This window comes from Caulobacter sp. NIBR1757, assembly GCF_027912495.1.
In the GTDB taxonomy this organism is placed as follows: domain Bacteria; phylum Pseudomonadota; class Alphaproteobacteria; order Caulobacterales; family Caulobacteraceae; genus Caulobacter.
Window position 1 is genome coordinate 998539 of sequence record NZ_CP115463.1, and the last position, 23157, is coordinate 1021695.

The 23157-nt window shown below is 68.1% G+C and carries 27 protein-coding genes; 14 read left to right on the forward strand and 13 right to left on the reverse strand.

From position 1 onward, the window contains the following. Nucleotides 1-543 (reverse strand): ubiquinol-cytochrome c reductase iron-sulfur subunit, encoded by a 543-nt coding sequence (gene petA, locus O5I81_RS04800; RefSeq protein WP_271067811.1) that lies wholly within the window; start codon nucleotides 541-543, stop codon nucleotides 1-3. Between the two features lie 238 nt (nucleotides 544-781). On the opposite strand from petA, the gene hemF reads away from it, so the two are divergent. After that, nucleotides 782-1654, forward strand: a complete 873-nt coding sequence (gene hemF, locus O5I81_RS04805) for an oxygen-dependent coproporphyrinogen oxidase (RefSeq protein WP_271067812.1) — start codon at nucleotides 782-784, stop codon at nucleotides 1652-1654. A gap of 304 nt (nucleotides 1655-1958) precedes the next feature. Here the strand turns inward: hemF and O5I81_RS04810 are convergent, their stop codons facing one another. The 5 genes from O5I81_RS04810 to O5I81_RS04830 form a co-directional block, all read right to left on the reverse strand. Then, complete coding sequence (locus O5I81_RS04810; RefSeq protein WP_271067813.1) at nucleotides 1959-2621, reverse strand: Isoquinoline 1-oxidoreductase subunit; 663 nt, start codon at nucleotides 2619-2621, stop codon at nucleotides 1959-1961. A gap of 37 nt (nucleotides 2622-2658) precedes the next feature. Next, nucleotides 2659-3918, reverse strand: coding sequence for a CCA tRNA nucleotidyltransferase (locus tag O5I81_RS04815; protein WP_271067814.1), 1260 nt, complete (start codon nucleotides 3916-3918; stop codon nucleotides 2659-2661). An 80-nt stretch (nucleotides 3919-3998) separates the two neighbouring features. After that, a complete protein-coding gene (locus O5I81_RS04820; RefSeq protein WP_271067815.1) occupies nucleotides 3999-4382 on the reverse strand; it encodes a type II toxin-antitoxin system VapC family toxin in 384 nt (127 codons plus the stop codon). 3 nt (nucleotides 4383-4385) lie between these two features. Continuing rightward, nucleotides 4386-4625 (reverse strand): AbrB/MazE/SpoVT family DNA-binding domain-containing protein, encoded by a 240-nt coding sequence (locus tag O5I81_RS04825; protein ID WP_271067816.1) that lies wholly within the window; start codon nucleotides 4623-4625, stop codon nucleotides 4386-4388. Nucleotides 4626-4706: 81 nt separating this feature from the next. After that, on the reverse strand, nucleotides 4707-5036 hold the full coding sequence (locus tag O5I81_RS04830) for a helix-turn-helix domain-containing protein (protein ID WP_271067817.1): 330 nt from the start codon (nucleotides 5034-5036) through the stop codon (nucleotides 4707-4709). Nucleotides 5037-5148: 112 nt separating this feature from the next. Here O5I81_RS04830 and O5I81_RS04835 point away from each other — a divergent pair, with 112 nt between their 5' ends. Next, the gene (locus O5I81_RS04835) at nucleotides 5149-5475 is read left to right on the forward strand and encodes a nuclear transport factor 2 family protein (RefSeq protein ID WP_271067818.1); all 327 of its coding nucleotides are present in this window, start codon (nucleotides 5149-5151) and stop codon (nucleotides 5473-5475) included. Continuing rightward, nucleotides 5475-6251, forward strand: coding sequence for an SDR family oxidoreductase (locus tag O5I81_RS04840; protein WP_271067819.1), 777 nt, complete (start codon nucleotides 5475-5477; stop codon nucleotides 6249-6251). The genes O5I81_RS04835 and O5I81_RS04840 overlap by 1 nt, the downstream gene beginning before the upstream one ends. Here O5I81_RS04840 and O5I81_RS04845 read toward each other — a convergent pair. The 3 genes from O5I81_RS04845 to O5I81_RS04855 are packed head-to-tail and all read right to left on the reverse strand — an operon-like array spanning nucleotide 6248 to nucleotide 7772. Beyond that, on the reverse strand, nucleotides 6248-6880 hold the full coding sequence (locus O5I81_RS04845; RefSeq protein ID WP_271067820.1) for a CoA pyrophosphatase: 633 nt from the start codon (nucleotides 6878-6880) through the stop codon (nucleotides 6248-6250). The two genes, O5I81_RS04840 and O5I81_RS04845, sit on opposite strands and share 4 nt — an antisense overlap. Beyond that, the gene (locus O5I81_RS04850; protein WP_271067821.1) at nucleotides 6877-7443 is read right to left on the reverse strand and encodes a DUF1285 domain-containing protein; all 567 of its coding nucleotides are present in this window, start codon (nucleotides 7441-7443) and stop codon (nucleotides 6877-6879) included. Before O5I81_RS04850 ends, O5I81_RS04845 begins: the two co-directional genes overlap by 4 nt. Nucleotides 7444-7487: 44 nt before the next feature. Beyond that, nucleotides 7488-7772: an antibiotic biosynthesis monooxygenase family protein gene (locus O5I81_RS04855; RefSeq protein WP_271067822.1), complete on the reverse strand. Its 285-nt coding sequence runs from the start codon at nucleotides 7770-7772 to the stop codon at nucleotides 7488-7490. A gap of 71 nt (nucleotides 7773-7843) precedes the next feature. On the opposite strand from O5I81_RS04855, the gene O5I81_RS04860 reads away from it, so the two are divergent. Next, nucleotides 7844-8821, forward strand: a complete 978-nt coding sequence (locus O5I81_RS04860) for an NADPH:quinone oxidoreductase family protein (protein WP_271067823.1) — start codon at nucleotides 7844-7846, stop codon at nucleotides 8819-8821. A 3-nt stretch (nucleotides 8822-8824) separates the two neighbouring features. On the opposite strand, the gene O5I81_RS04865 is transcribed toward O5I81_RS04860, so the two are convergent. The 3 genes from O5I81_RS04865 to O5I81_RS04875 all read right to left on the reverse strand — a co-directional run bounded on the left by O5I81_RS04865 (nucleotide 8825) and on the right by O5I81_RS04875 (nucleotide 12965). Continuing rightward, entirely contained in the window at nucleotides 8825-9118 is a 294-nt protein-coding gene (locus O5I81_RS04865; protein WP_271067824.1) for a putative quinol monooxygenase, read from the reverse strand. Further along, on the reverse strand, nucleotides 9118-10686 hold the full coding sequence (locus O5I81_RS04870) for a class I adenylate-forming enzyme family protein (RefSeq protein WP_271067825.1): 1569 nt from the start codon (nucleotides 10684-10686) through the stop codon (nucleotides 9118-9120). Before O5I81_RS04870 ends, O5I81_RS04865 begins: the two co-directional genes overlap by 1 nt. 212 nt (nucleotides 10687-10898) lie before the next feature. Next, nucleotides 10899-12965, reverse strand: coding sequence for a 3-hydroxyacyl-CoA dehydrogenase NAD-binding domain-containing protein (locus O5I81_RS04875; RefSeq protein WP_271067826.1), 2067 nt, complete (start codon nucleotides 12963-12965; stop codon nucleotides 10899-10901). 95 nt (nucleotides 12966-13060) lie between these two features. Here O5I81_RS04875 and O5I81_RS04880 point away from each other — a divergent pair, with 95 nt between their 5' ends. From O5I81_RS04880 to O5I81_RS04925, 10 genes are all read left to right on the forward strand, one after another. After that, nucleotides 13061-14272 carry an acyl-CoA dehydrogenase family protein gene (locus O5I81_RS04880; RefSeq protein ID WP_271067827.1) on the forward strand — a complete coding sequence of 404 codons (1212 nt, stop codon included), beginning with the start codon at nucleotides 13061-13063 and terminating at the stop codon, nucleotides 14270-14272. A 103-nt stretch (nucleotides 14273-14375) separates the two neighbouring features. Further along, nucleotides 14376-15086 (forward strand): helix-turn-helix transcriptional regulator, encoded by a 711-nt coding sequence (locus tag O5I81_RS04885; RefSeq protein WP_271067828.1) that lies wholly within the window; start codon nucleotides 14376-14378, stop codon nucleotides 15084-15086. A 69-nt stretch (nucleotides 15087-15155) separates the two neighbouring features. Continuing rightward, entirely contained in the window at nucleotides 15156-15530 is a 375-nt protein-coding gene (locus O5I81_RS04890) for a hypothetical protein (protein WP_271067829.1), read from the forward strand. Nucleotides 15531-15598: 68 nt separating this feature from the next. Continuing rightward, nucleotides 15599-16006 (forward strand): hypothetical protein, encoded by a 408-nt coding sequence (locus O5I81_RS04895; RefSeq protein ID WP_271067830.1) that lies wholly within the window; start codon nucleotides 15599-15601, stop codon nucleotides 16004-16006. Nucleotides 16007-16069: 63 nt separating this feature from the next. Next, nucleotides 16070-16465, forward strand: a complete 396-nt coding sequence (locus O5I81_RS04900) for a helix-turn-helix domain-containing protein (RefSeq protein WP_271067831.1) — start codon at nucleotides 16070-16072, stop codon at nucleotides 16463-16465. Nucleotides 16466-16740: 275 nt separating this feature from the next. Beyond that, nucleotides 16741-17778, forward strand: a complete 1038-nt coding sequence (locus O5I81_RS04905; RefSeq protein WP_271067832.1) for an NADP-dependent oxidoreductase — start codon at nucleotides 16741-16743, stop codon at nucleotides 17776-17778. Next, nucleotides 17775-18575, forward strand: a complete 801-nt coding sequence (locus O5I81_RS04910) for an enoyl-CoA hydratase-related protein (RefSeq protein WP_271067833.1) — start codon at nucleotides 17775-17777, stop codon at nucleotides 18573-18575. The genes O5I81_RS04905 and O5I81_RS04910 overlap by 4 nt, the downstream gene beginning before the upstream one ends. Nucleotides 18576-18747: 172 nt before the next feature. Continuing rightward, nucleotides 18748-19905, forward strand: a complete 1158-nt coding sequence (locus tag O5I81_RS04915) for an acyl-CoA dehydrogenase family protein (protein ID WP_271067834.1) — start codon at nucleotides 18748-18750, stop codon at nucleotides 19903-19905. Between the two features lie 2 nt (nucleotides 19906-19907). After that, nucleotides 19908-21056 (forward strand): acyl-CoA dehydrogenase family protein, encoded by a 1149-nt coding sequence (locus O5I81_RS04920; RefSeq protein ID WP_271067835.1) that lies wholly within the window; start codon nucleotides 19908-19910, stop codon nucleotides 21054-21056. A 143-nt stretch (nucleotides 21057-21199) separates the two neighbouring features. Continuing rightward, the gene (locus tag O5I81_RS04925; RefSeq protein WP_271067836.1) at nucleotides 21200-22054 is read left to right on the forward strand and encodes a glycine zipper 2TM domain-containing protein; all 855 of its coding nucleotides are present in this window, start codon (nucleotides 21200-21202) and stop codon (nucleotides 22052-22054) included. A gap of 86 nt (nucleotides 22055-22140) precedes the next feature. Here the strand turns inward: O5I81_RS04925 and O5I81_RS04930 are convergent, their stop codons facing one another. Continuing rightward, nucleotides 22141-23154: an adenosine deaminase gene (locus O5I81_RS04930; RefSeq protein WP_271067837.1), complete on the reverse strand. Its 1014-nt coding sequence runs from the start codon at nucleotides 23152-23154 to the stop codon at nucleotides 22141-22143. Nucleotides 23155-23157 lie beyond the last annotated feature (3 nt).

Below are 23157 nucleotides of genomic sequence, written 5' to 3' on the forward strand. Positions count from 1 at the left end.
TCAGCCGATCTTGACCTTGGTGTCGGAAAGGAAGGCGTAGTCCGGAACCACGAGGTTCTTGGGCGCGGGGCCCTTACGGATGCGGCCGGAGGTGTCGTAGGTCGAGCCGTGGCAGGGGCAGAACCAGCCGCCGTACTCGCCGCCGCCGACCGTCGGCACGCAGCCGAGGTGGGTGCAGCTGCCGACGAGGATCAGCCACTGGGCCTTGCCTTCCTTGTGGCGCTGGGCGTCGGCCTGCGGGTCCTTGAGAACCGCCGAGTCGTCGCGCACGGCGGCGTCGATCTGGGCCTGGGTGCGGTTGCGGATGAACAGGGGCTTGCCGCGCCAGTTGATCGTCACCTGCTGACCCTGCTCGACCTTGGTCAGGTCGTATTCGACGCTGGCCAGGGCGCGGGTGTCCGCCGAGGGGTTCATCTGGCTGACCAGCGGCCAGGCCACCGCGCCGACGGCGCCGGCGGCGCCGGCGATGGCGGCGATATGGATGAAGTCACGCCGGGACGGATCGTCCCCGGCTTCCGTGGAATGAACGGCGCTGTCGGCCACCTGCAGGTCACCCTTCGCAATCGCCGGCCCAAGGAGGGGGTCGGCCAGGAAAATTCCGGGCGATGCTGCAGCCTCCGCGAAGCGTACGGCAGGCGCACGCGATTCGACGGGCCGCCCCAGCAAGGTCCCGTGGCCGGATCGCTTAGAACCTACCCGGCCCTTTTTCAACCGGCCTTGGACCGAAAAGGACACACAGGGGCTCATGGACGCCCGCGCCGATGCGTATAAAAGGCCCCGCATGACCGACTCCGCCCTGCTCGAAACCCGCAAGTCCCGCGCCCAGGCCTGGTTCGAAGGCCTCCGCGACCGCATCCTGACGCGCTTCGAGGCCCTGGAAGACGCCGCGCCCGCGGACCTCTATCCGGGTCAGGCGGGCCGGTTCGAGCGCAAACCCTGGGTCCGCGCCGCCGGCGGCGGCGGGGTGATGTCGATGATGCACGGCCGCTTCTTCGAGAAGGTCGGGGTGCATACCTCCGTCGTCCACGGGACCTTCACCCCGGAAATGGCCAAGACCATGCCCGGCGCCGAGGAGGACCCGCGATTTTTCGCCACAGGCGTCTCGCTGATCGCCCATATGCACAGCCCGCGGGTGCCGGCGGTGCATATGAACACCCGCTTCATCTGCACCACCAGGGGCTGGTTCGGCGGCGGCGCCGACCTGACCCCCCTGCTCGGCTACCAGCGCCAGCAGGACTTCCCCGACGCCATCGCCTTCCACGCCGCCTTCAAGGAGGCCTGCGACCGCTTCGATCCGGAGTGGCACGTGAAATACAAGGCCTGGTGCGACGAGTATTTCTTCCTGCCGCATCGCAATGAGCCCCGCGGCATCGGCGGCATCTTCTACGACCACCACGACAGCGGCGACTGGGACCGCGACTTCGCCTTCACCCAGGCGGTGGGCGAGGCGTTCCTGGGGACCTATCCGGCCATCGCCGAGGGGCGGATGGCGGAGCCGTGGACGGCGGAGGAACGCGAGCAGCAGCTGGTGCAGCGCGGGCGGTATGTGGAGTTCAACCTGCTCTATGACCGGGGCACGATGTTCGGGCTGAAGACGGGCGGCAACATCGAGTCGATCCTCAGTTCGATGCCGCCGACGGTGAAATGGCCGTAAGGGCCGCTATCGAAGCGGCAGACCATTATACCGCCGGTCGTCCGGCCTACAAAAGAAGGCGACGTCTGTGGGGGCGGCGGGCGATACGCCAGGAGTCGTTGGCTTTCGCGTGGGCCCAGGCTTTGGGGATGTAGGCCGGGGCGTAGGTCAGTGTGTTGGTCGATGCGCAGGGTTTGTAGGTCGAAAGCGCGCCGGCGTGACCTACGCGTCCGCCTGGGCCTGCCGCGAGGGGCCGAAACGTCGATGAATATGTCTATACATATTCGTTAAGTATCTGACAGAAATGGCATTTTTCACCGGGGGGTCAGGCCGGACAAGCCGCGCCGGTGTCGATCCAGGCGCGGATGAGCTCGCCGAACTGCTTCTGATCGCCGGGGGCGGGCGCGCGACCCTTGCCGGGGTTCCAGCCCCAGCCGACCAGCTCGTCCTCGGCCATGTGGTGGTAGAGGGCTTCTAGGTCCTTGCCGCCGTTGCGCGAGGTGTCCTTGATCTGGCGGCAGATCTCGCCCGGGGTCTTGCCCTGCCAGGCCATGCTGGCGGGGGCCAGGGCCCATTTCGGATTGCCGGGGATCGACTGGATGTTGTCGCCGCCGGTCTGTTCGAAGTTCTTGACGCCGTGGCAGGTCGAGCAGCGCTGGCCGGCCGGGCCGTGGCCGTCGAGGGCGCCGGTCATCGGCGGGCTGTGCACCTTCATGGCCGCGCCCTGGCGGGGAATGTTGTCGACCGGGTGGCAGTTCATGCAGCGGGGATGGGTGATGACCTTGGTCGCCTCGGCGTAGAGGGCCAGGGAGCGGGCATTGCGGTCGCCGATGCCGCTGAAGTTGGCCGCCGGCTTCAGGGCGCCCTGTTTGGCCAGCGCTTCTTCCCAGGCGGGCAGCGGCCGCGCGGGCTCGGCCCGGGCCGGCTTCTGGCCGGAGAGGACAATGGCGGCGAAGGTGGCCAGGCAGATGAAGAAGAAGGCGCGCATCCCCGCAGAACGGCGCGCGCCGAACTTGGTTACCCGCCTAGTAGCACATCCCCTGGGCCACGGCTTTCAGCCGCTCCACGGCCGCCAGCTTGTCGTCCATGAAGTCCTGGTCGATCCACCACTCCTCGACCTCGCGCATCACCTCGCCGACCAGCGGGCCCTTGGGCACGCCGGCGGCCAGCACCTCCTCGCCGGTCAGCGGGAAAGCCGGCGGGGTCCAGGTCTCGGCCAGGGCCAGCAAGCCGCGCCACTGCGAAGTGGTCGAGGGCCGGGTCGAGGCGGCCCAGGCCAGCTTGATGCGGTCGGAGAAGGCGCGCATGCCGATCCGGTAGACCGTGCGGCGGGCCTCGCGCGGGCTCATCCAGGAGACGATGCGCGGCTCCTTGCCAGCGGCCTCGATCAGCCGGTCCTTCAGGGCGTTGGACAGGCGCAGGCGTTCGGCCGTGTCCCGCGCCACCACCGCGTCGTCGGGCAGCAGGGCGGCCAGGCGGAGCTCGGCGTCGGTCTCGAACAGCTGCTCGGTCTGGATGCCGACCAGGGCCTCGAAGCGGGTCAGCGCCTTGACCTGCGGCAGCACCGAGGAGAGCACGCTGGTCGCCGCCATCAGCCGCAGGGCCGCGCGAGGGTCCTCCGCCGCCAGCAGCTTGAGCAGTTCCTTCTGGGTCCGCTCGGCGGCCCGGCCCGACAGCATGCCTTTCAGCGCCTTGCAGGCGGTCAGGGCCGCCTGGTCGGGGTCGCCCTTGCCGTACCAGGCGTGGAAGCGGAACCAGCGCAGGATGCGCAGGTAGTCCTCGCGGATGCGGGTCATCGGATCACCGACGAAGACGATGCGGCCGGCCAGGCAGTCGGCGATCCCCTCGCCGGTCGGATCGAACAGCCGGCCGTCGGCGTCCGCGTAGAGGGCGTTGAGGCGGAAGTCGCGGCGCTCGGCGTCCTCGGCCCAGCTCTTGGTGAAGGAGACCACGGCGCGGCGGCCGTCGGTGGAGACGTCCTTGCGCAGGGTGGTGATCTCGTAGGGCCGGCCCTGGCTGACGGCGGTGACGGTGCCGTGGTCGACGCCGGTCGGCACGGCCTTCAGGCCCGCCTGCTCCAGCGCCTCGGTGACCTGGTCGGGGGTCAGGGTGGTGGCGATATCGACGTCGTCGATGTCGGTTTTCAGCAGGGTGTTGCGCACGCAGCCGCCGACGAAGCGGGCGCAGCCGGCGAAGCCCTTGGCCTCGAGCGCCTCGATCACCGCCACGGTGGCGGGCAGGGTCATCCAGGCGGGCTGGCCGATGCTGTCGGGGAGGTTGGACATGGGGGAATGGAATAGACGGCGTGTTGCAAACTGCAAAGGCGTGACGCGTTGCATCGCGGTGTTTCTGCGTGCGTCAGGCCTTACCAGGCCAGAAGTTTCAATCCGGGTATGTCGCGGAAGTCGTCCGGGTTGAGGGTGACCAGGGTGGCGTCCTCGATCAGTGCTTGGGCGGCGATCATCCGGTCCGCCATCTTGCGGCGCGAAAATCCGCAGGTCTCGATGATCGCCCGGTAGATATCGGCGGCCTCATCATCGAAGGGAACGGTCGGAAGGACGCTCAGCAACGTGTCGAGACGCTCGCGGCGAAGGCCTGCCTCGCCAGGGATCCGATGAACGCCGCCTTCAAGTTCGATCCGGGTGATGATCGACAGGACGACAGGTCCGCGCAGCTGTTGCACCCTGTTCGTGACCTCCGGCGAGCCATCGCGAAGGTCGATGGCGACGCTGGTGTCCAGCATGAACATGGATCAGAGGCCTTCCCGATCGGGGAAGATATCGGGATCGCGAACCTCGATCTCGCTGGGAACAGGGATTTCACGCAGCCGCTGGATCATCTCCTGGATGGACGGCCGTTTGCGGGCGATGGTGATGACATCGCCTTTGCGGACAAGGGTGATATCGACGCCTATGCCGAAGCCGAAGTCCTTGGGCAGGCGGACAGCGGCGCTGTTGCCGCTCTTGAAGGTCTTGCTGGAAATCTCGTTCATACCGCCATCTCCGTATCTACGAGTATATACGAAAACTTGGCGAAAGCCAGTTTCCCAGACCGTCCCCCGAGGCGGATCCGGTCAATCCTGGCCCGCAGCTTGGGGCCGTTGCGCGCCCCATTCCAGGAGCGCGTCCAGGGCCGGGCAGAGCGCCTGGCCCCAGTCGGTCAGGCGGTACTCCACCTTCGGCGGCACCTGCGGGTAGACTGTCCGGGCGACGATGCCGTCGCGCTCCAGCTCGCGGAGCTGCTGGATCAGCATCTTCTGGGACACGCCGGGGATGGCCCGTTCCAGCTCGGAGAAGCGTCGCGCCTCGCCGCTGAACAGCTGGAAGAGGATGATCATCTTCCACCGGCCCTCCAGCATGCGGAAGGCGCTCTCGACACCGCCGGCCGCCATTTCGGGCGTCACGTCGGCAAGCTTACCCGTGGGTGAGTACCCCACTTTTTTGTCGGTACTTTCCATATCGGCAGCAAGAGATCACATCTGCTCCACGGTCGCAATCAACGAATGGAGCGCTGTCATGTCCCCCTGCCTGCCTGAGTTCATCCGCAACTATTTCGCCGCCGACGCGGCCGGCGACGCCGCCATCCTCGCCTCCTGTTTCCTGCCCGACGGCACGGTCGGCGACGAGGGACAGGCGATCAAGGGACGGGCCGCGATCGCCGAGTGGATCGCGGAAGCCAAGCGCAAGTACGACCACCGCAGCGAGCCGCTCTCCACCTTCGAGGCGGACGGCCGCATCCATGTCATCGCCAGGGTCAGCGGGAACTTCCCGGGCAGCCCGGCCGAGCTGGATCACCGCTTCACGCTCACGCCGCTTGGCATCGCCAACCTGGAGATCGGCTGATGGCCAATAGCGATCTGACGGGCCTGCGCGCCCTGGTCACCGGCGGCACCAAGGGCATCGGCCAGGCCATCGCCCTGCGGCTGGTGGAGGGCGGCGCTCAGGTGCTGGCCACCGCCCGGGCGCCATCGGGGGATGTCGAGGGTGTAGCCTTCGTCGCCGCTGACCTGAGCGAAGCGGACGGCGCCGCCATTGTCGCCAAAGCCGTGGAGGAGCGGTTGGGCGGCGTCGACATCGTCGTGCATGTGGTCGGCGGCTCGTCGGCCCCGGCTGGAGGCTTCGCGGTCCTCGATGACGGCGAGTGGCAAAGGGCGCTCGACCTCAACCTGCTGTCGGCCGTGCGGCTGGACCGCCAACTGCTGCCGGGGATGCTGGAACGAGGCGCCGGGGTGATCGTCCATATCACCTCGATCCAGAACCAGCTTCCGCTGCCGGACTCGACCACCGCCTATGCGGCGGCCAAGGCGGCGCTGTCGACCTACAGCAAGGCGCTGTCCAAGGAGGTGGCGCCGGCCGGGGTGCGGGTCGTGCGGGTCTCGCCGGGCTGGGTGGAGACCGAGGCGTCGGTGCGCCTGGTCGAACGCCTGGCGGCCAACGGCGGCGGCAGCCAGGAGGCGGCCCGGCAGTCGCTGATGGATTCGCTGGGCGGCATTCCCATCGGCCGGCCGGCAAGGCCGCGCGAGGTGGCCGATCTGGTCGCCTTCCTGGTCTCGCCGCAGGCGGGCTCGATCACCGGAACGGAGTATGTCATCGACGGCGGGACCGTGCCGACCGTCTAGGCCACCGCCGCCCCGTACAGCCGGTCGTACAGGGCCCGCAGCATCCCGGCCGTCGCGCCCCAGATCAGCTCGTCCTCCCAGGTCATGGCGTAGAAGCGCCGGCGACCGCCGCCCGGCAGGTCGTAGTGGCGTTCCTCGTAGTTGGCCGGGTCCATGAGGAAGCCGAAGGGGGTCTCGAAGATGTGGGCCACCTCGGCCTCGCTGGGGACCAGGGGGAGGTCCGGGGGCAGGAAGCCGACGACGGGGGTGACCAGATAGCCCGTGCCGGTCCTGTAGGGGGTGGAGAGGCCCGCCAGGGTCACGTGGGAGCGGTCCAGCGCGATCTCCTCCTGCGCCTCCCGCAGGGCCGCCTCGACGGCGGTCTCGCCAGGGTCCATGCGGCCGCCGGGAAAGGCGACCTGGCCCGAGTGACGGCGCAGGGTCGAGGACCGGCGGGTCAGCAGCACCGACAGGCCTTCGGGCCGCTCGATCAGCGGCACCAGCACGGCGGCGGGGGTGACGACGACGTCGCCCGGATCCATGTCCGGGTTCAGGTCGAAGTCGGACTGGTAGGGCCGGCCGACGCCGCTGTCGGCGATGGGGTCGAGGTGGTGACTGATCCACGCGCGCAGGTCGGCGCCGGGCTTCACGTCAGGTGCGCCCCGACGGGGCCGACCGGGAAGACGGCGCCGTCGCTGGTGACGGCCAGCACCGGGCCCTCGGGGGTGTCGTGCTCGGTGGCCAGTTCGACCAGCTCGTAGAAGACCGGACGGGCGATGCGGGCTTCCAGGCCCCGGCGGACGTGGACGTAGGGGCGGGGCTCGCCGGTTTGCGGGTCGACCTCGACGCGGATGGGGTTGTCCGGGCCGGCGATGACCTCGTCGCCGACGTTGGTGAGGAACTTGAGACTGTCGCCCTCGCGATCGACGCGGACAGCGATGAAGGGCGCGTCCTCGACGGTGATGCGCATCTTCTCGACGGGCGTCACCAGGTGATAGCCGTCCGGGTCCTTGCGCAGGACGGTCGAGAACAGGCGGACCAGCGCCTCGCGGCCGATGGGGCTGCCTTCGTGGAACCACAGGCCATCCTTGCGGATGACGATGTCGATGTCGCCGCAGTGGGCCGGGTTCCACAGATGCACCGGCGGCAGGCCCTTGGGCCCCGCGGTTTTCGCGGCGGCGACAACGCTTTCCAAGCCTGGCGGAGAACTCATGCCTGCGATGTATGGGACTTCCCCGCGGGCATTCAAGGGTGGCCTCAGGCGGAGCCGATATCCTCGGCGGCGTAACGGCGGACGGAACCGCGGGCGATCATGGCGATCTGGGCCTCGTCCATCCCTGAGCCCCGGAACCCTTCGAGGGCCTCCACCGACTGCCAGCGTTCGAAAATGTTGACCCGGTCGGGGTCGGCGACATCGGCCGAGACCGCGAAGTCGAGACAGCCCTCAGCCGCCCGCGCCTCCTCAACGGCGCTACCGGCGAGGTCGAGGAAGGCCTGACGCAGGCCGGGTTTGATGTGGATCGATCCGGCGACGATGATCATGCAAACGCTCCTGTTGCTCGACTGCCGTCGGGTCAGGGGGCTAACGCCTGACGGTCGCAAAGGAGAAGAGCATGCGCAAGGTCGTCGCCGAAACCCTGGACTCCATCGACGGCTACCGGATCGTCGAGGCCGAGGCGCCGACGCTGGGGCCGGGCGAGGTGGTGGTGGCTGTCGAGGCGGTCGGCGTGGGCTATGCCGACGCCCTGGTGGCGCTCGGCCGCTATCAGGTCAAGCCGCCGCTGCCCCATACGCCGGGTGGCGAGGTCGGGGGGCGAATCGCGGCGGTGGGCGAGGGCGTGGAGGGGTTGAAGGTCGGCGACCGGGTGATGGCGCAGGTGCGCGGCGGCTTCGCCGAACTGGCGGTGGGGCCGGCGGCGGGCGTGCAGGTGATCCCCGAGGCCATGACCGCCGCCGAGGCCGCCGGCTTCCGGATCAACTACATCACCGCCCTGCACGGGCTGCGGGACAGGGCCAATGTGCAGCCGGGCGAGACCGTGGTCGTGCTGGGCGCGGCCGGCGGCGTCGGGGCGGCGGGTATCCAGGTGGCGAAGCGGCTGGGCGCGCGGGTGATCGCGACGGCCTCGACGGAGGAAAAGCGCGATTTCTGCCTGTCACTCGGCGCCGATGCGGCGCTCGACACCACGCCGGAGGGCTGGCGAGACCGGCTTAAAGCGGTGGCGGGCGGGGCGCCGACGGTGATCTACGATCCGGTGTGCGGGCCGCTGTTCGAGCCGGCATTCCGGTCGCTGGGCTGGGGCGGACGGCATCTGGTGATGGGTTTCGTCGGCGGGCCGATCCCGGCCCTGCCCAGCAACCTGACCCTGATGAAGGGCTCCGCCCTGGTCGGGGTGGACGTGCGCCAGTTCCTGATCTTCGAGCCGGCGAAGGGGCGCGAGCATCTGGAAACCCTGATGGGCTGGGTGGCCGCCGGATCGCTGAAGCCGCCGGTCGGCCGGGCCTTCGCGTTCGAGGATTTCGCCCCGGCCCTGGAGTTCGCCCTGACCGGTCAGGGGCTGGGCAAGACGGTGGTCACCATCGTGACGCCGTAGCGGTCACCCGGGCGCCTCGACCGGCAGGATTTTCATCTTCGTCTGGCTGGCGGCCAACGACCGCATGGCTTTCACGAACGCGAGCGAGCCGGGGACCTGGAAGTGGGCGTCGAGCGCCGCCCGGTCCGTCCATTCCTCGTAGAAGACCAGGGTCAGCGGGTTCTCGGCGTCGATGGCGACCCCGTGCTGCAGACAGCCGGGCTCTGTGCGCGAGCGGCGGACGTGTTCGAGCGCCGCTTCCAGCATCGCGTCCAGCGTGTCCGGTTTGCCGGTGACGGTTCCGCTGACGACGATCATCAGCTCTTCGCCGGCCCATCATAGGCGTCGCGCAGTTCCCGCTTCAACACCTTGCCGATGTGGCTGCGGGGCAGGGCGTCGACCAGCACCACGTCGGCCACCCGCTGGGTCTTGCCGACCTTGCTGTTGGTGAATTCGCGGATGGCCTCGGGGGTGGCGGTCTCGCCCTCCTTGAGCGCGACGAAGGCCACCGGCGTCTCGCCCCAGTCCCTGGACGGCACGCCGACCACGGCGGCCTCCACCACGGCAGGGTGCTCCACCATCACCGCCTCCATGTCGCTGGGATAGATGTTGAAGCCGCCGGAGATGATCATGTCCTTGCGGCGGTCCATCAGCTGCAGGAAGCCCTCGGCGTCGAGGCGGCCGACGTCTCCCGTCCGAATGTAGATGTCGCCGGTCTCGGGGTGGACCCACTGGGCCTCGGCCGTCTTGCCGGGCTGGTTGTGGTAGCCGTTCATGGTGGCCGGGCTGTAGCCGACGATCTCGCCGATCTCGCCGGTGGGGACCTCGTTCCCCTCCTCATCGACCAGCCGGATGATGCAGCCGGGAGCCGGCTGGCCGACGGTGTGCAGTTTGTCGGGGTGTTCGTGGGCCGCCAGCATGAAGCTGCCGCCGCCTTCGGTCATGCCGTAGTACTCGATCAGGCCGCCGGGCCAGCGCTTGAGGACCTCTGCCTTCAGCTCGGCCGGGAAGGGGGCGCTGGTGCAGAACTTCATGACGTAGCTCGACAGGTCGTGGTCGTCGAAGCCGGGGAATTCCATCAGGCGGCGGTACTGGACCGGCACCAGCATGGTGTGGGTGATCTTCTCGTCTTGCGCGATCTTCAGGTACTTGGCGGTGTCGAACTTGCCCATCATGTGGACCGTGCCGCCGCCCGACAGGGTGGGGAAGAAGCAGACCAGGGTGGTGTTGGAATAGAGCGGCGTGGAGATCAGGCTGCGGGCGTCCGGGCCATAGCCGACGCCGTCCGGGCGGACAGCGAGGTGGCGCCAGCGCATGCCGTGGGACTGGACAATGCCCTTGGGGATGCCGGTCGTGCCCGAGCTGTAGATGATGTTGAAGGGGTCTTTTTTGCCGATGGTCACCGGGGCGGGCTTGGCGCCGTTGGCCGGCAGCCAGGCGGCGAAGCTGTCGCCGGCGTCGGACTCGTCGAGGGCGATGCGGCGGGCGGTCACGTCGCCCATGACGCCGCTCATCAGTTCGGCGACGCCCTTGTCGAGGAAGAACAGGGTGGCGCCGGAGTCGGCGATCATGCCGACCAGCTGCTCGGCGGTGGAGGAGGGGGCCAGCGGGGCGGCGGCGATGCCGGCGCGCAGGCAGCCGAGGAACAGCACCGCATAGTTGATCGAAGTGGTGGCGCAGATGGCCACCGCCTGGCGCTGGGCGACCCCGTCACGCTGCAGGCCGGCGGCGACGCGGTCCATGAGGGCGTCGAGCTGGGCCCAGGTGATGGAGACGCCGTCCTGCCAGAGGGCCGGGTGGTCCGGCCGGGCGGCGGCGTGCTCGCGCATGATGTCGGGCAGGTTGCCGAAGTCGTCGGCGCGGAACTGGTCGAGGATAGAAGGCATCGGCACGCTCTCGGTGATCCTTCTCCCGCTCGTCGGGAGAAGGTGGCCGCGTAGCGGCCGGATGAGGGCAGCGCCAGCGCGGGCAGGTTCGCGTGTTCTGGCGCCGACCTCTCAAAAAGGCGAGGGCAGACCGGCATTGGCCGGTGCTGCCCTCATCCGACCCCCTTCGGGGGCCACCTTCTCCCGACAAGCGGGAGAAGGGACGCTGATCGTTATTTCAGGCTGGCGAACGTCTTGCCTTCGCTGGCCAGCTTTTCCAGCAGGGCCGACGGCTTGAAGAAGTCGCCGTGCTTGTCCTGGTAGTGCTTCAGGCGCTCGACGACCTTGGCCAGGCCGACGCTGTCGCCGTAGTGCATCGGGCCGCCGCGATAGACCGGCCAGCCGTAGCCGTTCACCCACACCGTATCGATGTCCGACGCGCGGATGGCCTTGCCCTCTTCGAGGATCTTGGCCCCCTCGTTGATCATCGTGAAGATGGTCCGCTCGAGGATCTCCTCGTCGCCGACATCGCGCGGGTTGGTCCCGGCCTTGGCGGCGAAGTCCTTGATGATCTTCTCGGTGACGGGCGAGGGCTTGGCGTTGCGGTTCTCGTCGTAGTCATAGTAGCCGGCGCCGGTCTTCTGGCCGCGACGGTCCATCTCGCAGAGCACCTCGCGGATGGTCGAGCCCGAGGACTTCTCCTTGTCCCAGCCGATGTCGAGGCCGGCCAGATCGCTCATCGCGAACGGACCCATCGGGAAGCCGAAGTCGTAGAGCACGCGATCGACGTCCCAGGGCATGGCGCCCTCGGCCACCACCGCCTGGGCCTGGCCCTGGCGGCTGGACAGCATGCGGTTGCCGACGAAGCCCGGGCAGACGCCGACCAGGACGCCGACCTTGCCGATGGTCTTGGCCAGCTTCATCGAGGTGGCGATGACCGGCTTGGAGGTCTTGTCGCCGCGGACGATTTCCAGCAGGCGCATGACGTTGGCCGGCGAGAAGAAGTGCAGGCCGATAACGCTTTCCGGACGGCTGGTGGCGGCGGCGATCTCGTCGACGTTCAGGTAGCTGGTGTTGGTGGCCAGGATGGCGCCCGGCTTGGCGATCTTGTCCAGCTTGCCGAAGATGTCCTTCTTGATGTCCATGTTCTCGAACACGGCCTCGATGATCAGGTCGCAGTCGGCCAGATCGGACAGCTCCAGCGAGCCGGTCAGGGCGGCCATGCGCTTTTCGACGTCGTCCTGGGTCAGGCGACCCTTCTTGGCGGTGTTCTCGTAGTTCTTGCGGATGACGCCGAGGCCGCGATCGAGGGCCTCCTGCTTCATCTCGACGATCTTCACCGGGATGCCGGCGTTGAGGAAGTTCATCGAGATGCCGCCGCCCATGGTGCCGGCGCCGATGACGCCGACGGTCTTGATCGGCAGGATTTCGACATCGTCACCGACGTCGGGAATCTTGTTTGCGGCGCGCTCGGCGAAGAAGACGTAGCGCTGGGCGGCCGACTGCGGACCGGTCATCAGCTCGACGAACAGCTTGCGCTCGACGGCCAGGCCTTCCTCGAAGGGCAGGTTCACCGCCGCCTCGATGCACTGGATGTTCGATTCGGGGGCCTTGAAGCCGCGGAACTTGCGGGCGTTGGCCTTGCGGAAGTCGGCGAAGACCTGCGGGTCGGCCTTCACTTCACGGTCGCGGACCTTCTTCAGCGGCCAGTTCTCGGCGACGACTTTCTTGGCGAAGGCGATGGCGCCGGCGCGCAGATTGCCCTCCTCGACCAGTTCATCGACCAGGCCCATGGCGGCGGCGGCCTTGCCGGGGACGTGGCTGCCGCTGGTCATCATCTCCAGGGCCTTCTCGGCGCCGACGATGCGGGGCAGGCGCTGGGTGCCGCCGGCGCCGGGCAGGAGGCCCAGGTTCACTTCCGGCAGGCCGACCTTCGCGGACGGAACAGCGACGCGGTAGTGGGCGGTCAGCGCCACTTCCAGACCACCGCCCAGCGCCGTGCCGTGGATGGCGGCGACGACGGCTTTCGGCGAATTTTCCATGATGTTCTGGACGTCGAACAGGCTGGCGCCCTTGGCGGCCCCGCCGAACTCGCTGATGTCGGCGCCGGCGATGAAGGTGCGGCCGTCGCAGATCAGGACGATCGATTTCACCGAGTCGTCGGCGATCGCGGCCTTGAAGCCTTCATAGAGGCCATCGCGCACGCCCGACGACAGCGCGTTTACCGGCGGGCTGTTCAGGGTGATGACGGCGACATCGCCTTCGTTGGAGAGGTCGGTGACGGAATTGATTGCGGCCATGGCGTTGCGCCCCTATCGTCGTTGAAACACTTGTTTGAGCGCAAACTGCCGAGGCGGACCGCCAGAGTCCAGCCCGACCTAGAGGGAGCCTGTAGATGGACCTGGATTTCCTGCCCGAGCACGCCGAGTTCCGCAAAGAAGTGCGGTCGTGGATCGAGGATAATTTCCCCAAGGCCATCCGCGACAAGCAGGCCACCGGCGAGCACCTGAACAAGGAAGAGATCCTGTCCTGGCACAAGATTCTCTACAAGAAGGGCTGGCTGACCCCCTCGTGGCCGGTCGAACATGGCGGCACCGGCTGGGACGCCGTGCGCAAGTATATCTTCAGCGAGGAACTGGCCCGCGCCAACACCACCGGGCCGTCGTTTGGCCTCGGGATGATCGGGCCGGTGCTCTACACCTTCGGAACCCCGGACCAGAAAGAGAACCTGCTGAAGCCCACCCTGGCCGGCGATATCTGGTGGTGCCAGGGCTACAGCGAGCCCGGCGCCGGCTCCGACCTCGCGGGCCTGTCGACCAAGGCAGAGCGCTTCACCGGCGAGGACGGCAAGGAATACTACAAGGTCAACGGCCAGAAGACCTGGACCACGCAGGGCCACTTTGCAGACTGGGGCTTCTTCCTGGTCCGCACCGATCCTGACGCCAAGAAGCAGGAAGGAATCACCTTCCTGCTCATCGACATGAAGACCCCGGGCATCACCGTGCGGCCGATCATCACCATCGACGGCGGCCACGAGGTCAACGACACCTTCCTGGAAGACGTCATCGTGCCCGTGGAGAATCGCATCGGCGAGGAGAACAAGGGCTGGACGGTCGCCAAATACCTGCTCGGCCACGAACGCACCGGCATCGCCGGCGTGGCGCGCTCCAAGCGCGGCATCGAACGCCTGCGCGAAGTGGCCGGCAACCAGCTGGCCGACGACGGCAAGCCGCTGATCAACGACCCCGATTTCCGCCGCAAGGTCGCCGAGCTGGAAGTCGACCTGCAGGCGCTTGAGTACACCGAGCTGCGCACGCTTGCCGGCGAGAGCAGCGGCAAGGGCCCCGGCCCGGAAGCGTCGCTGCTGAAGGTCAAGGGCACCGAGGTCGGCCAGCGGCTGACCGAACTGACCCTGGAGGCCGCCGATCACTATGGCGCGCCCTATTTCCGCGGCTTCCCGAAGGAGGGTGGCAACGCCCTGCCGATCGGTCCCGACTTCGCCTTCAAGGCTGGGCCCGGCTACTTCAACATGCGCAAGACCTCGATCTTCGGCGGCTCCAACGAGATCCAGCGCAACATCATGGCCAAGGCCGTGCTGGGGCTATAGCGGCCAGAACTCGCTCCGGGTAAATCCGGAGTAGTGCGGCGGAGTTGAACACAGTCAGGTTGACTCCGCTGGCATTGCCCGCTGCTTGTGACAGTCTCCACCTATGGGGGAGACTTCCGGAGATTCCCGGACGGGGTTCGAGTTCCTGACGCCGCGTGAGCGCGAGTGTCTGCGGCTGGTTGCGCGCCATCACCAGTCCAAGGAAATCGCCCGCCTCCTGAACATTTCCAAGAGCACGGTCGACAAGCATATCGACCGGGCCCGCGAGCGGATCGGCGCCACCGATCGCCGCGCCGCGGCCCTGGCTCTCGTCGCGCACGAAAACGACCTGGGTATCGAATACCCACCTGATCCAAACCCCATACCCAAGGCCCCCGCCTCCCGGTCAGTTGAGCCTCAGTTCAACGCCGACCCCGAGGCCTTCCGTGACCGCTTCAACGACCGCTCCGCCGACTTCCAGCCCAGTCTTCCTGGTCAGCTGGACGGCGCTGGAATCGGGCCTGAGCCTGCTGGCCAGCCCGGACCGGTCGGGTCAGATCTCGACCATCATTTCGGCGCTGCGGCGGCTTCAGCCGTCGCTGCCGCCGGAGAAGCTGCTGGTGCAGATTCTCAGCGCCACGGCATGGTTGACCGCGGACGAAGCCTCCTTTTCGGAGGAGACGGTCATGAGCTGACAGCACTGCAGATGCTGACGCGGATCGCGCTCATCGCGATCGTCGGCAGCCTACTGCTGGGGGGAGTTCTGATGGGGGCCCAGGAGGTCACCCTTCTTATCCAGCGCATCGTCGACGGGGTCGTGCCGCCCCGCGGCTGAAAATTTCTCGAACAATCCAATCGACCACATCGCGCCGGCCATCGGTCCGCGCGACCGGAGACTTACGTCATGAAACGCAAGATTGTCGCCCACAAGGTCGCCGACCAGCTGTTCGTCGCCGAACTGGCCATCGACCGCGCGCTTAGCGAAACCGCCCGCCTGACCAGCATGCTCAGCGACGCCCGCGTCGAGGCCGGCCTGTCGGCCGTGGTCGGCCAGTCGGTGATGGACCGCACCTGCGCCTCCATCGTCATGCTGGCCAACGGCCGCCGCGAACTGGTCGAAGCCCATGGCCACCTGTCCGACGTCAAGAACCAGATCGGGCTGCGCGCCGTCGCCATCGGCGGCATGGACAAGCCCGAGGAGAACGCTCCGCCGCCGAGCGGCGAACTGGACCAGCAGCCTGCCGAGCGGCGCGCCTCCCGCCTTCGCCGGGTGGTCTGAGGGCCGCCGCTTGCATCCCGGGCCGCTTGGCCCAGACTGGCGGGGATTCGAAGCTTCGGACCCCCGCCATGCCCACGGTTCCCGCCCTCGTCGGCTTCATCGTCATGGCCGCCGTCTGCCTGTACGCCCTCCTGCGGGGCGGCAGGCCCGAGAAGACCGCCGGCGTCGTCATCGCCGTCGCCTGGGCCGCCAGCGCCCTGCTGCAGGACCGCATCAACATCCTCTCGCCGCAATGGGCCGTCGCCTGGCTCGATGTCGTGCTGTTCATGGTCTTCCTGGGCATGACCCTGCGCTGGCGGCGCGGCTGGCTGATCTTCGCCAGCGCCACCCAGCTGCTGACCGCCGCCACCCACTTCACCCAGCTTCTCGACCCGCGACTTTTCGCCCTGGCGGTCATCACCGCCTATTATGTCTGGAGCTATGCTACGCTGATTGCCTTGGCGTGGGGGACGCACCTGGTCGCACGGCGGCAATAAAGGCGAAACCTCCGTCGGATATCCGACTTGAAACTTTCGTTTCAGTCGTGTTGGAGAGTGACCATGCCCCCCGATGGTCCCGCCGAAGTTGATCTGCATGTCGGCCGCAGAATCCGGCAGCGCCGCAAGGCGCTGGGAGTCACCCAGGAACAGCTGGCCGACAGCCTCGGCCTGACGTTCCAACAGGTCCAGAAGTACGAGCGCGGGGCCAACCGCGTTTCGGCCTCCAAGCTCTACCAGATCGCCGCCACCCTGCAGACGCCGGTGGCCTACTTCTTCGAGGGTCTCAGCAATCCAGAGGAACAATCGACGGTCGGCGAGACCGGTTTCGATCGCGCCATCAACGAATTCCTGATGAGCCCCGAAGGCCTGGAGATCGCCTCGCTGTTCGTCCGCATCGACAAGCCGGGTCTGCGCCGCCAGATGGTTCACCTGATGCGGGCCATCGTCGAAGAGTAGAGCTGCCCTCATCCTCCCACGCGAAGCGGGGGAGGGGGACCGCCGGCGAAGCCGGTGGTGGAGGGGGCGAGGGCCGTGCGCCGCGCCTGAAGCCCTTCACTCAGGCCCTTCTTCGAAACTGCAACCGCCCGCTCGCCGTCACTCGCCCCCTCCACCACGCTTCGCACGGTCCCCCTCCCCCGTAAACGGGTGAGGATGAAGGCTTCCCACCCGCCTGCTCTACCTCCTAAGCTGCGTCCCGACGCCGGCCGCCATGAGCCGGGATGGGAGGCCTGGTGACTGTAACGACCCGCCGATGGGTGCTGGCCCGCCATGTGCGCGGCGCCCCCGCGCCCGAAGACTTCCGTCTGGAGACGGCTGAACTTCCCGATCTCGCCGAAGGCCAGTTCCGGGCCCGCACCATCCTGGCCTCGGTCGATCCGGGCATGCGCTCGCGCCTGTCGGGCGGCGACAGCTATGCCGGGGCGATGAAGATCGGCGAGGGCATCGACGGTTTCGCGGTCGCCCAGGTCGAAGAGAGCAACAACCCCAATTTCGCCCCGGGCGACGTCATCGCCGCCGGCGGCGGCTGGCGCGAGCACCTGGTCTCCGACGGGCGCGGGGTCATCCAGAAGATCCCGGCCGAATGGAAGCCGAAGGGGGTGCCGCTCGGCGCCTGGATCGGCGTGCTGGGCGTGCCGGGCATGACCGCCTGGTTCGGCATGCATCGCCTCGGCCAGGCCAAGGAAGGTGAGACACTGCTTGTCACCTCCGCCGCCGGCCCGGTCGGGGCCACGGCCGGCCAGATCGGCAAGAAGCTCGGCCTGCGGGTCGTCGGTATCGCCGGCGGTCCGAGGAAATGCGCCTGGCTGAAGGACGAGGCCGGGTTCGCCGAGGTCATCGACTACAAGGCCGTCCCCGATCTGACGGCGGCCATCGCCGCCGCCTGTCCCAAGGGCGTCGACATCCTGTTCGACAACGTCGGCAACGAGAGCATCGACCGGGTGCTGCCGATGATGCGTCTGCGCGGCCGCGTCGTCGTCTCCGGCCAGGTCGCCGACTACAATGTCGAGGCCGCCGACCGGGTGGGCATCAGGAACACCAGCGTCTTCATCACCCACCGCGTGCGCATGGAAGGCCTGGTGGTGTTCGACGACCTGCGCGGCTTCCCCGAAGTCCAGGCGACCATGGCCGGCTGGATCGCCGACGGCTCGCTGAAGATCGCCATCGAGGAGTTCGATGGCCTGGAATCCCTACCCGAGGCCTTCTGCGGCCTGTTCCGCGGCGAGAACTTCGGCCGCCGTCTCGCCCGCCTCGCCCCGGATCCCCAATGACCCACGCGCTTCTCCAGAACTACACGCGCTTCCGCTTCGACCGCGACGGCCGCATTCTGACGGTGACCATCACCGGCAATGCGGTGAACGCCGTTGACGCCGCCATGCATGACGAGCTGGCCCGGCTGTTCATCGAGCTGCAGGCCGATGAGGACAGCGACCTGATCATCCTGACCGGCCAGGGCCGCGCGTTCTGCGCCGGCGGCGACTTCGACTGGTTCGACGAGCAGATCAAACGTCCCGCCGCCTTCCGCGCCATCGCCCATGACGCCAAGCGCATCGTCGCCACCCTGCTCGATATGGAAAAGCCGATCATCTGCCGGCTGAACGGGGCGGCGGCGGGCCTGGGCGCGACCATCGCCCTGCTCTGTGACGTCATCATCGCCGACGAGACGGCCAAGATCGGCGATCCCCATGTCAAGGTCGGGCTGGTGGCCGGCGACGGCGGGGCGGTGATCTGGCCGCAGCTGATCGGCTTCGCGCGGGCCAAGGAACTCCTGCTGACCGGCGAACTGCTGCGCGCCGACGAGGCCGCCCGCATGGGGCTGATCAACTACGCCGTCCCGGCCGAGGCGCTCGACGCCAAGGTGGCGGACATCGTCGGCAAGATCCTCGCCAACCCGCGCTGGGCCGTGCGCTGGACCAAGACGGTGGCCAACATCGCGCTGAAGCAGCTTGCTGTCAGCACCAGCGACGCCGCCGTCGCCTACGAGATGCTGTCCAACATGACCGCCGACCGCGCTGAGGCCGTCAACGCCTTCCGCGAGCGGCGGGCGCCGAATTTGACGGGGGAATGATGATCAACCACCGTTCCTTCTCCCGCTTGTCGGGAGAAGGTGGCCCCCGAAGGGGGTCGGATGAGGGCAGCGCCGTCGCTGGCCGATTGCTCTCAGCTAACCTGCATGGGCCGGTGCTGCCCTCATCCGTCGGCTTCGCCGCCACCTTCTCCCGACAAGCGGGAGAAGGATCGTGAGCATCGAACCCGACCACGTCCGCCAACTTCGGTCTCAGCTGCAGCGCTTCGTCGCCGACAAGGCCCCGCGCGAAAAGCGCCGCGAGTGGGACCGCACCCATACCTTCCCGCGCGACCTCTATGCCGAACTGGCCGCCATGGGGCTCTGCGGCCTGACCGTGCCGGAGGAATACGGCGGCTCCGGCCCCGATATCCTCGCCGCCGTCGCCGCCATCGAGGAGCTATGCCGGGCGGGGTCTTTCCTGGCCGGGCCCTTCATCCAGTGCGCCTTCTACGGGGGCATGAACATCCTCGAGAACGGCTCGACCGTCCAGAAGGCGGACCTCCTCCCGCGCCTGGCCAAAGGCGAGTTGATCTTCGCCTATGGCCTCTCCGAGCCCGATGTCGGCGGCGACCTCTCGGCGGTGACCACCCGGGCCCGCCGCGAGGAGGGCGAGATCGTCATCGACGGGGCCAAGCGCTGGTGCACCGGCGCCGATTTTTCCGACTACATCTACTGCCTGGTCCGCTCCGACCCCGAGGCGCCGGCCCGTCAGGGGCTGAGTTTCGTGCTGATCCCGACCAAGGCGCCGGGGGTGACCATCACCCCCATCGACCATGTGAACCTGCGCTACACCCTCTCCTCGGACGTCCACTTCGACGGGGTGCGCCTGCCCGCCTCGGCCATCGTCGGCGGCGAGGAGAAGTGGAATCGCGGCTGGAGCATGCTGGCCGGCCGGGCCCTGGATATCGAGAAGCTGGAGATCAGCGCCTGCGCCTTCGGCCTGGCCCAGGCGGCGCTGGAGGAGGCCTGGGACTACGCCCAGACCCGCGAGCAGTTCGGCAAGGTCATCAGCGGCCACCAGGCGGTGCGACACGCCCTGGTCGATGCGAAGACCAAGCTCGAGGCTTGTCGCCTGGTGCTCGATCACGCCGCCAATCTTGCCAACGAGGGCAAGCCCTGCGCCGCCGAAACCAGCATGGCCAAGCTGTTCATCGGCGAGACCGTCGTCGAGATCGCCCTGGCCTGCCAGAAGGTCATGGGGGCCTACGCCCTGAGCGCCGACTACGACATCGAACGCAATGTCCGCGACCTGCTGTCCATGCCCATCGTCGGTGGCAGCTCCAACATGCAACGCAACAACCTCGCCGCCCTCTGGCGGCTGAAGGGGTGACCATGGACCCCATTGCCCTCGCCGAAGGTCTGCGCGACCAGGTTCGTCCCCGCGCCGACGAGATCGAGCAGGCCCGCCGTTTTCCGCCGGATCTTGCCCAGGCGCTCAGCGGTTCGGGCCTGCTGCGCATGCTGGTCCCGGCTGACCTCGGCGGACTGCAGTCCGACCCCTTCACCGTCGCCCGGGCGATCGAGACCCTGGCCGAGGGCGACGCCTCCTCCGGCTGGTGCCTGATGATCGCCGCCACCACGGCGATGATGTCGGCCCGCCTCAGCCCCGAGCATGCCAAGGAAGTGTTCGGCGATCCGAACACCCTGGCGGCCGGCGTCTTCGCCCCCATGGGCCGGGCCATCGACGCGGGCGATCATTGGCGGGTTTCGGGCCGATGGAAGTGGGGCAGTGGGTCGCAGAATGCCCAGTGGGTGGCCGGCGGCGCGGTGCTGATGGGGGAGGGCGGTCCTCAGCTCGACGAGGGCGGCGAGCCCCTGCACCGGATGATGCTGTTTCCGGCCGATCAGGTCGAGTTCATCGACACCTGGCGCACTTCCGGCCTCTGCGGCACCGGCAGCCTCGACTTCGCGGTCAAGGATGTCCTCGTCCCCAAGGGCCGTTCGGTCGCCCTGCATTCGGATCCGCCGCTGGCCGGCGCGGCGGTCTTCCGCTTTCCGGCCTTCTGCATGCTGGCCATGGGCATCGCCGCCGTGGCGATCGGCAACGCCCGCGGCGCCCTGGCCGACTTCGCCGCCATTGCGCAGTCGAGCACCAGCCAGGGCTCCCGCCGCACCCTGGCCGAACGCAATGTCGTGCAGTCGGAGTTCGCCCAGGTCAGCGGCCTGGTCGAGGCCGCCCGGGCCCGCTACTTCGAGACCATCGCCACCCTCTGGCGGGCCGTCCAGACCGGCGGTCCGATCCCGATCACCGACCGAGCCAACCTGCGCCTGGCCTGCGCCCACGCCGCCCAGGCCTGCGCCGAGGCGACCCGCCGGGTCTATGACCTGGGCGGCGGGGCGGCGGTCTTCCTGGACAGCCCGCTGCAACGGCGGTTCCGCGACGCCCATGTGATGACCCACCACATCATGGTCGCCCCGTCGGTGTTCGAGCTGGCCGGCCGGGTGCTGCTTGGCCTGCCGACCCGCGACGCCCTGCTGTAGTCCTGGGATCACGCTGTTCGCCCCATTTCAGGGGGGCGGCAACCGCTTGGTTATCGAGGCGTTTGAAGCCCATCGGACCCCGGGACGGGGAGGTCCGCAGGGGGCGGCGTCATGCCGCCTGGGAACCGCCTGGAGCAAGACCAATGAAATCCAAAAAGACCATCACCATCGCGCTCGCCAGCATCCTGGTGGCGAGCACGGCCATCCCGGCCACCGCCCTGGCGCAATACCGCCGTGCGACGCCGGCCCCCGCGCCGACTCCGGCCCAGACCTATGAGCAATGGCTGGACCAGCAGGAAGACTACCGCCGCGAGCAGCAGGAATACGAGGCGGCTCGCCGCGAGTGGCAGCAACGCGAAGCGGCGTACCAGCAGCGCCAGGCCAGCTATCAGCAGCGCCGCGCGGACTACGAGCAGCGCCGCGCCCAGTGGGAACGCGACCGCGCCGAATATGACCGCCGCAACGGCTACGGCGCCTATGTCCGTCGCTACGGCGACTGGCGCTATGATCCCGATGGCCGCACCGCCGGTGGTTACGGCAACGATCGCGGCGGCTATGGCAACGACCGTGGCGGCCGCGACTATTACGCCGACTGGCGCGACGAGCGCTGTGAACGCCGCGAGGACCGCAGCAAGGTGGTCGGCGGCCTGATCGGCGCCCTGGCCGGCGCCGCCATCGGCAACAATGTCGCCGCCACCAACAGCCAGACCGAAGGCACCGTGCTCGGCGCCCTGGTCGGCGGGGCCATCGGCGCCAACATCGGCGACAAGGTCGCCGACTGCGACGACGACGGCTACTACTACACCTACGCCCAGACCTACGAGTACCGCGAGCCGCGCTATCGCTCCGGCGAGCGCAGCGGGCGCTATGACCGTAGCTGGTACATCAACAACCGTTGCCGGCTGGCCGTCGCGCCGACCGAGTACGGCGGCCGCAGCGACTACCGCTACGTCCGGGTCTGCCCCGACCGTCGCGGCCGCTACCGCATCACCGGCTAACCGCCGGCGATCCCTGTGAAGGGAAGGGCCGTCCTATTGGGCGGCCCTTTTCTCGCGCGCGCCCCAAAAAACAGCAGGGGAAGTGATCAATTCGCCGCCACGTAGGCGTCGATAGCCTGCAGGTGCAGCGCCACCCGTTCCTCGTCGAGGAAGCTGCCGGTGAAGCTGTTCCGCGCCAGCAGAACCAGTTCCTCCTTCGTCAGCCCCAGCGAGCCCGCCACCGCCCGGTAGTTGTCGCCGACATAGCCGCCGAAATAGGCCGGATCGTCACTGTTGATGGTGGCGTGGAGGCCAAGGTCCAGCATCCGCTTGAGGGGATGCCTGGTCATGTCCTCGACCACGCACAGCTTGTGGTTCGACAGCGGGCAGACGGTCAGGGTCATGTCCATCGCCGCCAGCCGCGCGGTCAGGGCGGCGTCCTCCAGGCTGCGGTTGCCGTGGTCGATACGGTCGACCTTGAGGAGGTCCAACGCCTCCCAGACATACTCCGGCGGCCCTTCCTCGCCGGCGTGGGCGACCTTGAGCAGGCCCCGCTCGCCGGCCGCCTTGTAGACGTTCGCGAACTTCGACGGCGGATGGCCGACTTCCGAGCTGTCGAGGCCGACGCCGGCGATACGGTCCAGGTACGGCTCGGCCGCGCGCAGGGTGTCGAAGGCCGCGTCCTCTTCAAGGTGGCGCAGGAAACAGAGGATCAGCTTGCTGCTGATCCCGTGCTTTGTCTCCGCCGTGCGCATCCCGGCCAGCAGGCCGTCGGCGGCGACGCTGAACGGCAGGCCGCGGTCGGTGTGGGTCTGGGGGTCGAAGAAGATCTCGGCATGGACCCCGCCGTCGGCCGCCAGCCGGTCGAAATAGGCCACCGCCAGATCGTGGAAGTCTTCCTCGGTCTGCAGCACGCCGGCCCCCTGGTAGTAGATGTCCAGGAAGTCCTGCAGGTTGGAGAACTCATAGGCCGCCCGCACGTCCTCCACCGACTTGAACGGCATGTCGACGCGGTTGCGACGACCGAACTCGAACATCTGCTCGGGCTCCAGGCTGCCTTCGATGTGCAGATGCAGTTCGGCCTTGGGCAGGCCGGCGATGAAGGCGTCGAGGTCGGACATCAA

Coding starts and splice junctions, on each gene's coding strand:
- hemF (WP_271067812.1), top strand. CDS start 782: ATGACCGACTCCGCCCTGCTCGAAACCCGCAAGTCCCGCGCCCAGGCC.
- O5I81_RS04810 (WP_271067813.1), bottom strand. CDS start 2,621: ATGCGCGCCTTCTTCTTCATCTGCCTGGCCACCTTCGCCGCCATTGTC.
- O5I81_RS04815 (WP_271067814.1), bottom strand. CDS start 3,918: ATGTCCAACCTCCCCGACAGCATCGGCCAGCCCGCCTGGATGACCCTG.
- O5I81_RS04820 (WP_271067815.1), bottom strand. CDS start 4,382: ATGTTCATGCTGGACACCAGCGTCGCCATCGACCTTCGCGATGGCTCG.
- O5I81_RS04825 (WP_271067816.1), bottom strand. CDS start 4,625: ATGAACGAGATTTCCAGCAAGACCTTCAAGAGCGGCAACAGCGCCGCT.
- O5I81_RS04835 (WP_271067818.1), top strand. CDS start 5,149: ATGTCCCCCTGCCTGCCTGAGTTCATCCGCAACTATTTCGCCGCCGAC.
- O5I81_RS04840 (WP_271067819.1), top strand. CDS start 5,475: ATGGCCAATAGCGATCTGACGGGCCTGCGCGCCCTGGTCACCGGCGGC.
- O5I81_RS04850 (WP_271067821.1), bottom strand. CDS start 7,443: ATGAGTTCTCCGCCAGGCTTGGAAAGCGTTGTCGCCGCCGCGAAAACC.
- O5I81_RS04855 (WP_271067822.1), bottom strand. CDS start 7,772: ATGATCATCGTCGCCGGATCGATCCACATCAAACCCGGCCTGCGTCAG.
- O5I81_RS04860 (WP_271067823.1), top strand. CDS start 7,844: ATGCGCAAGGTCGTCGCCGAAACCCTGGACTCCATCGACGGCTACCGG.
- O5I81_RS04865 (WP_271067824.1), bottom strand. CDS start 9,118: ATGATCGTCGTCAGCGGAACCGTCACCGGCAAACCGGACACGCTGGAC.
- O5I81_RS04870 (WP_271067825.1), bottom strand. CDS start 10,686: ATGCCTTCTATCCTCGACCAGTTCCGCGCCGACGACTTCGGCAACCTG.
- O5I81_RS04875 (WP_271067826.1), bottom strand. CDS start 12,965: ATGGCCGCAATCAATTCCGTCACCGACCTCTCCAACGAAGGCGATGTC.
- O5I81_RS04880 (WP_271067827.1), top strand. CDS start 13,061: ATGGACCTGGATTTCCTGCCCGAGCACGCCGAGTTCCGCAAAGAAGTG.
- O5I81_RS04885 (WP_271067828.1), top strand. CDS start 14,376: ATGGGGGAGACTTCCGGAGATTCCCGGACGGGGTTCGAGTTCCTGACG.
- O5I81_RS04890 (WP_271067829.1), top strand. CDS start 15,156: ATGAAACGCAAGATTGTCGCCCACAAGGTCGCCGACCAGCTGTTCGTC.
- O5I81_RS04895 (WP_271067830.1), top strand. CDS start 15,599: ATGCCCACGGTTCCCGCCCTCGTCGGCTTCATCGTCATGGCCGCCGTC.
- O5I81_RS04900 (WP_271067831.1), top strand. CDS start 16,070: ATGCCCCCCGATGGTCCCGCCGAAGTTGATCTGCATGTCGGCCGCAGA.
- O5I81_RS04910 (WP_271067833.1), top strand. CDS start 17,775: ATGACCCACGCGCTTCTCCAGAACTACACGCGCTTCCGCTTCGACCGC.
- O5I81_RS04920 (WP_271067835.1), top strand. CDS start 19,908: ATGGACCCCATTGCCCTCGCCGAAGGTCTGCGCGACCAGGTTCGTCCC.
- O5I81_RS04925 (WP_271067836.1), top strand. CDS start 21,200: ATGAAATCCAAAAAGACCATCACCATCGCGCTCGCCAGCATCCTGGTG.
- O5I81_RS04930 (WP_271067837.1), bottom strand. CDS start 23,154: ATGTCCGACCTCGACGCCTTCATCGCCGGCCTGCCCAAGGCCGAACTG.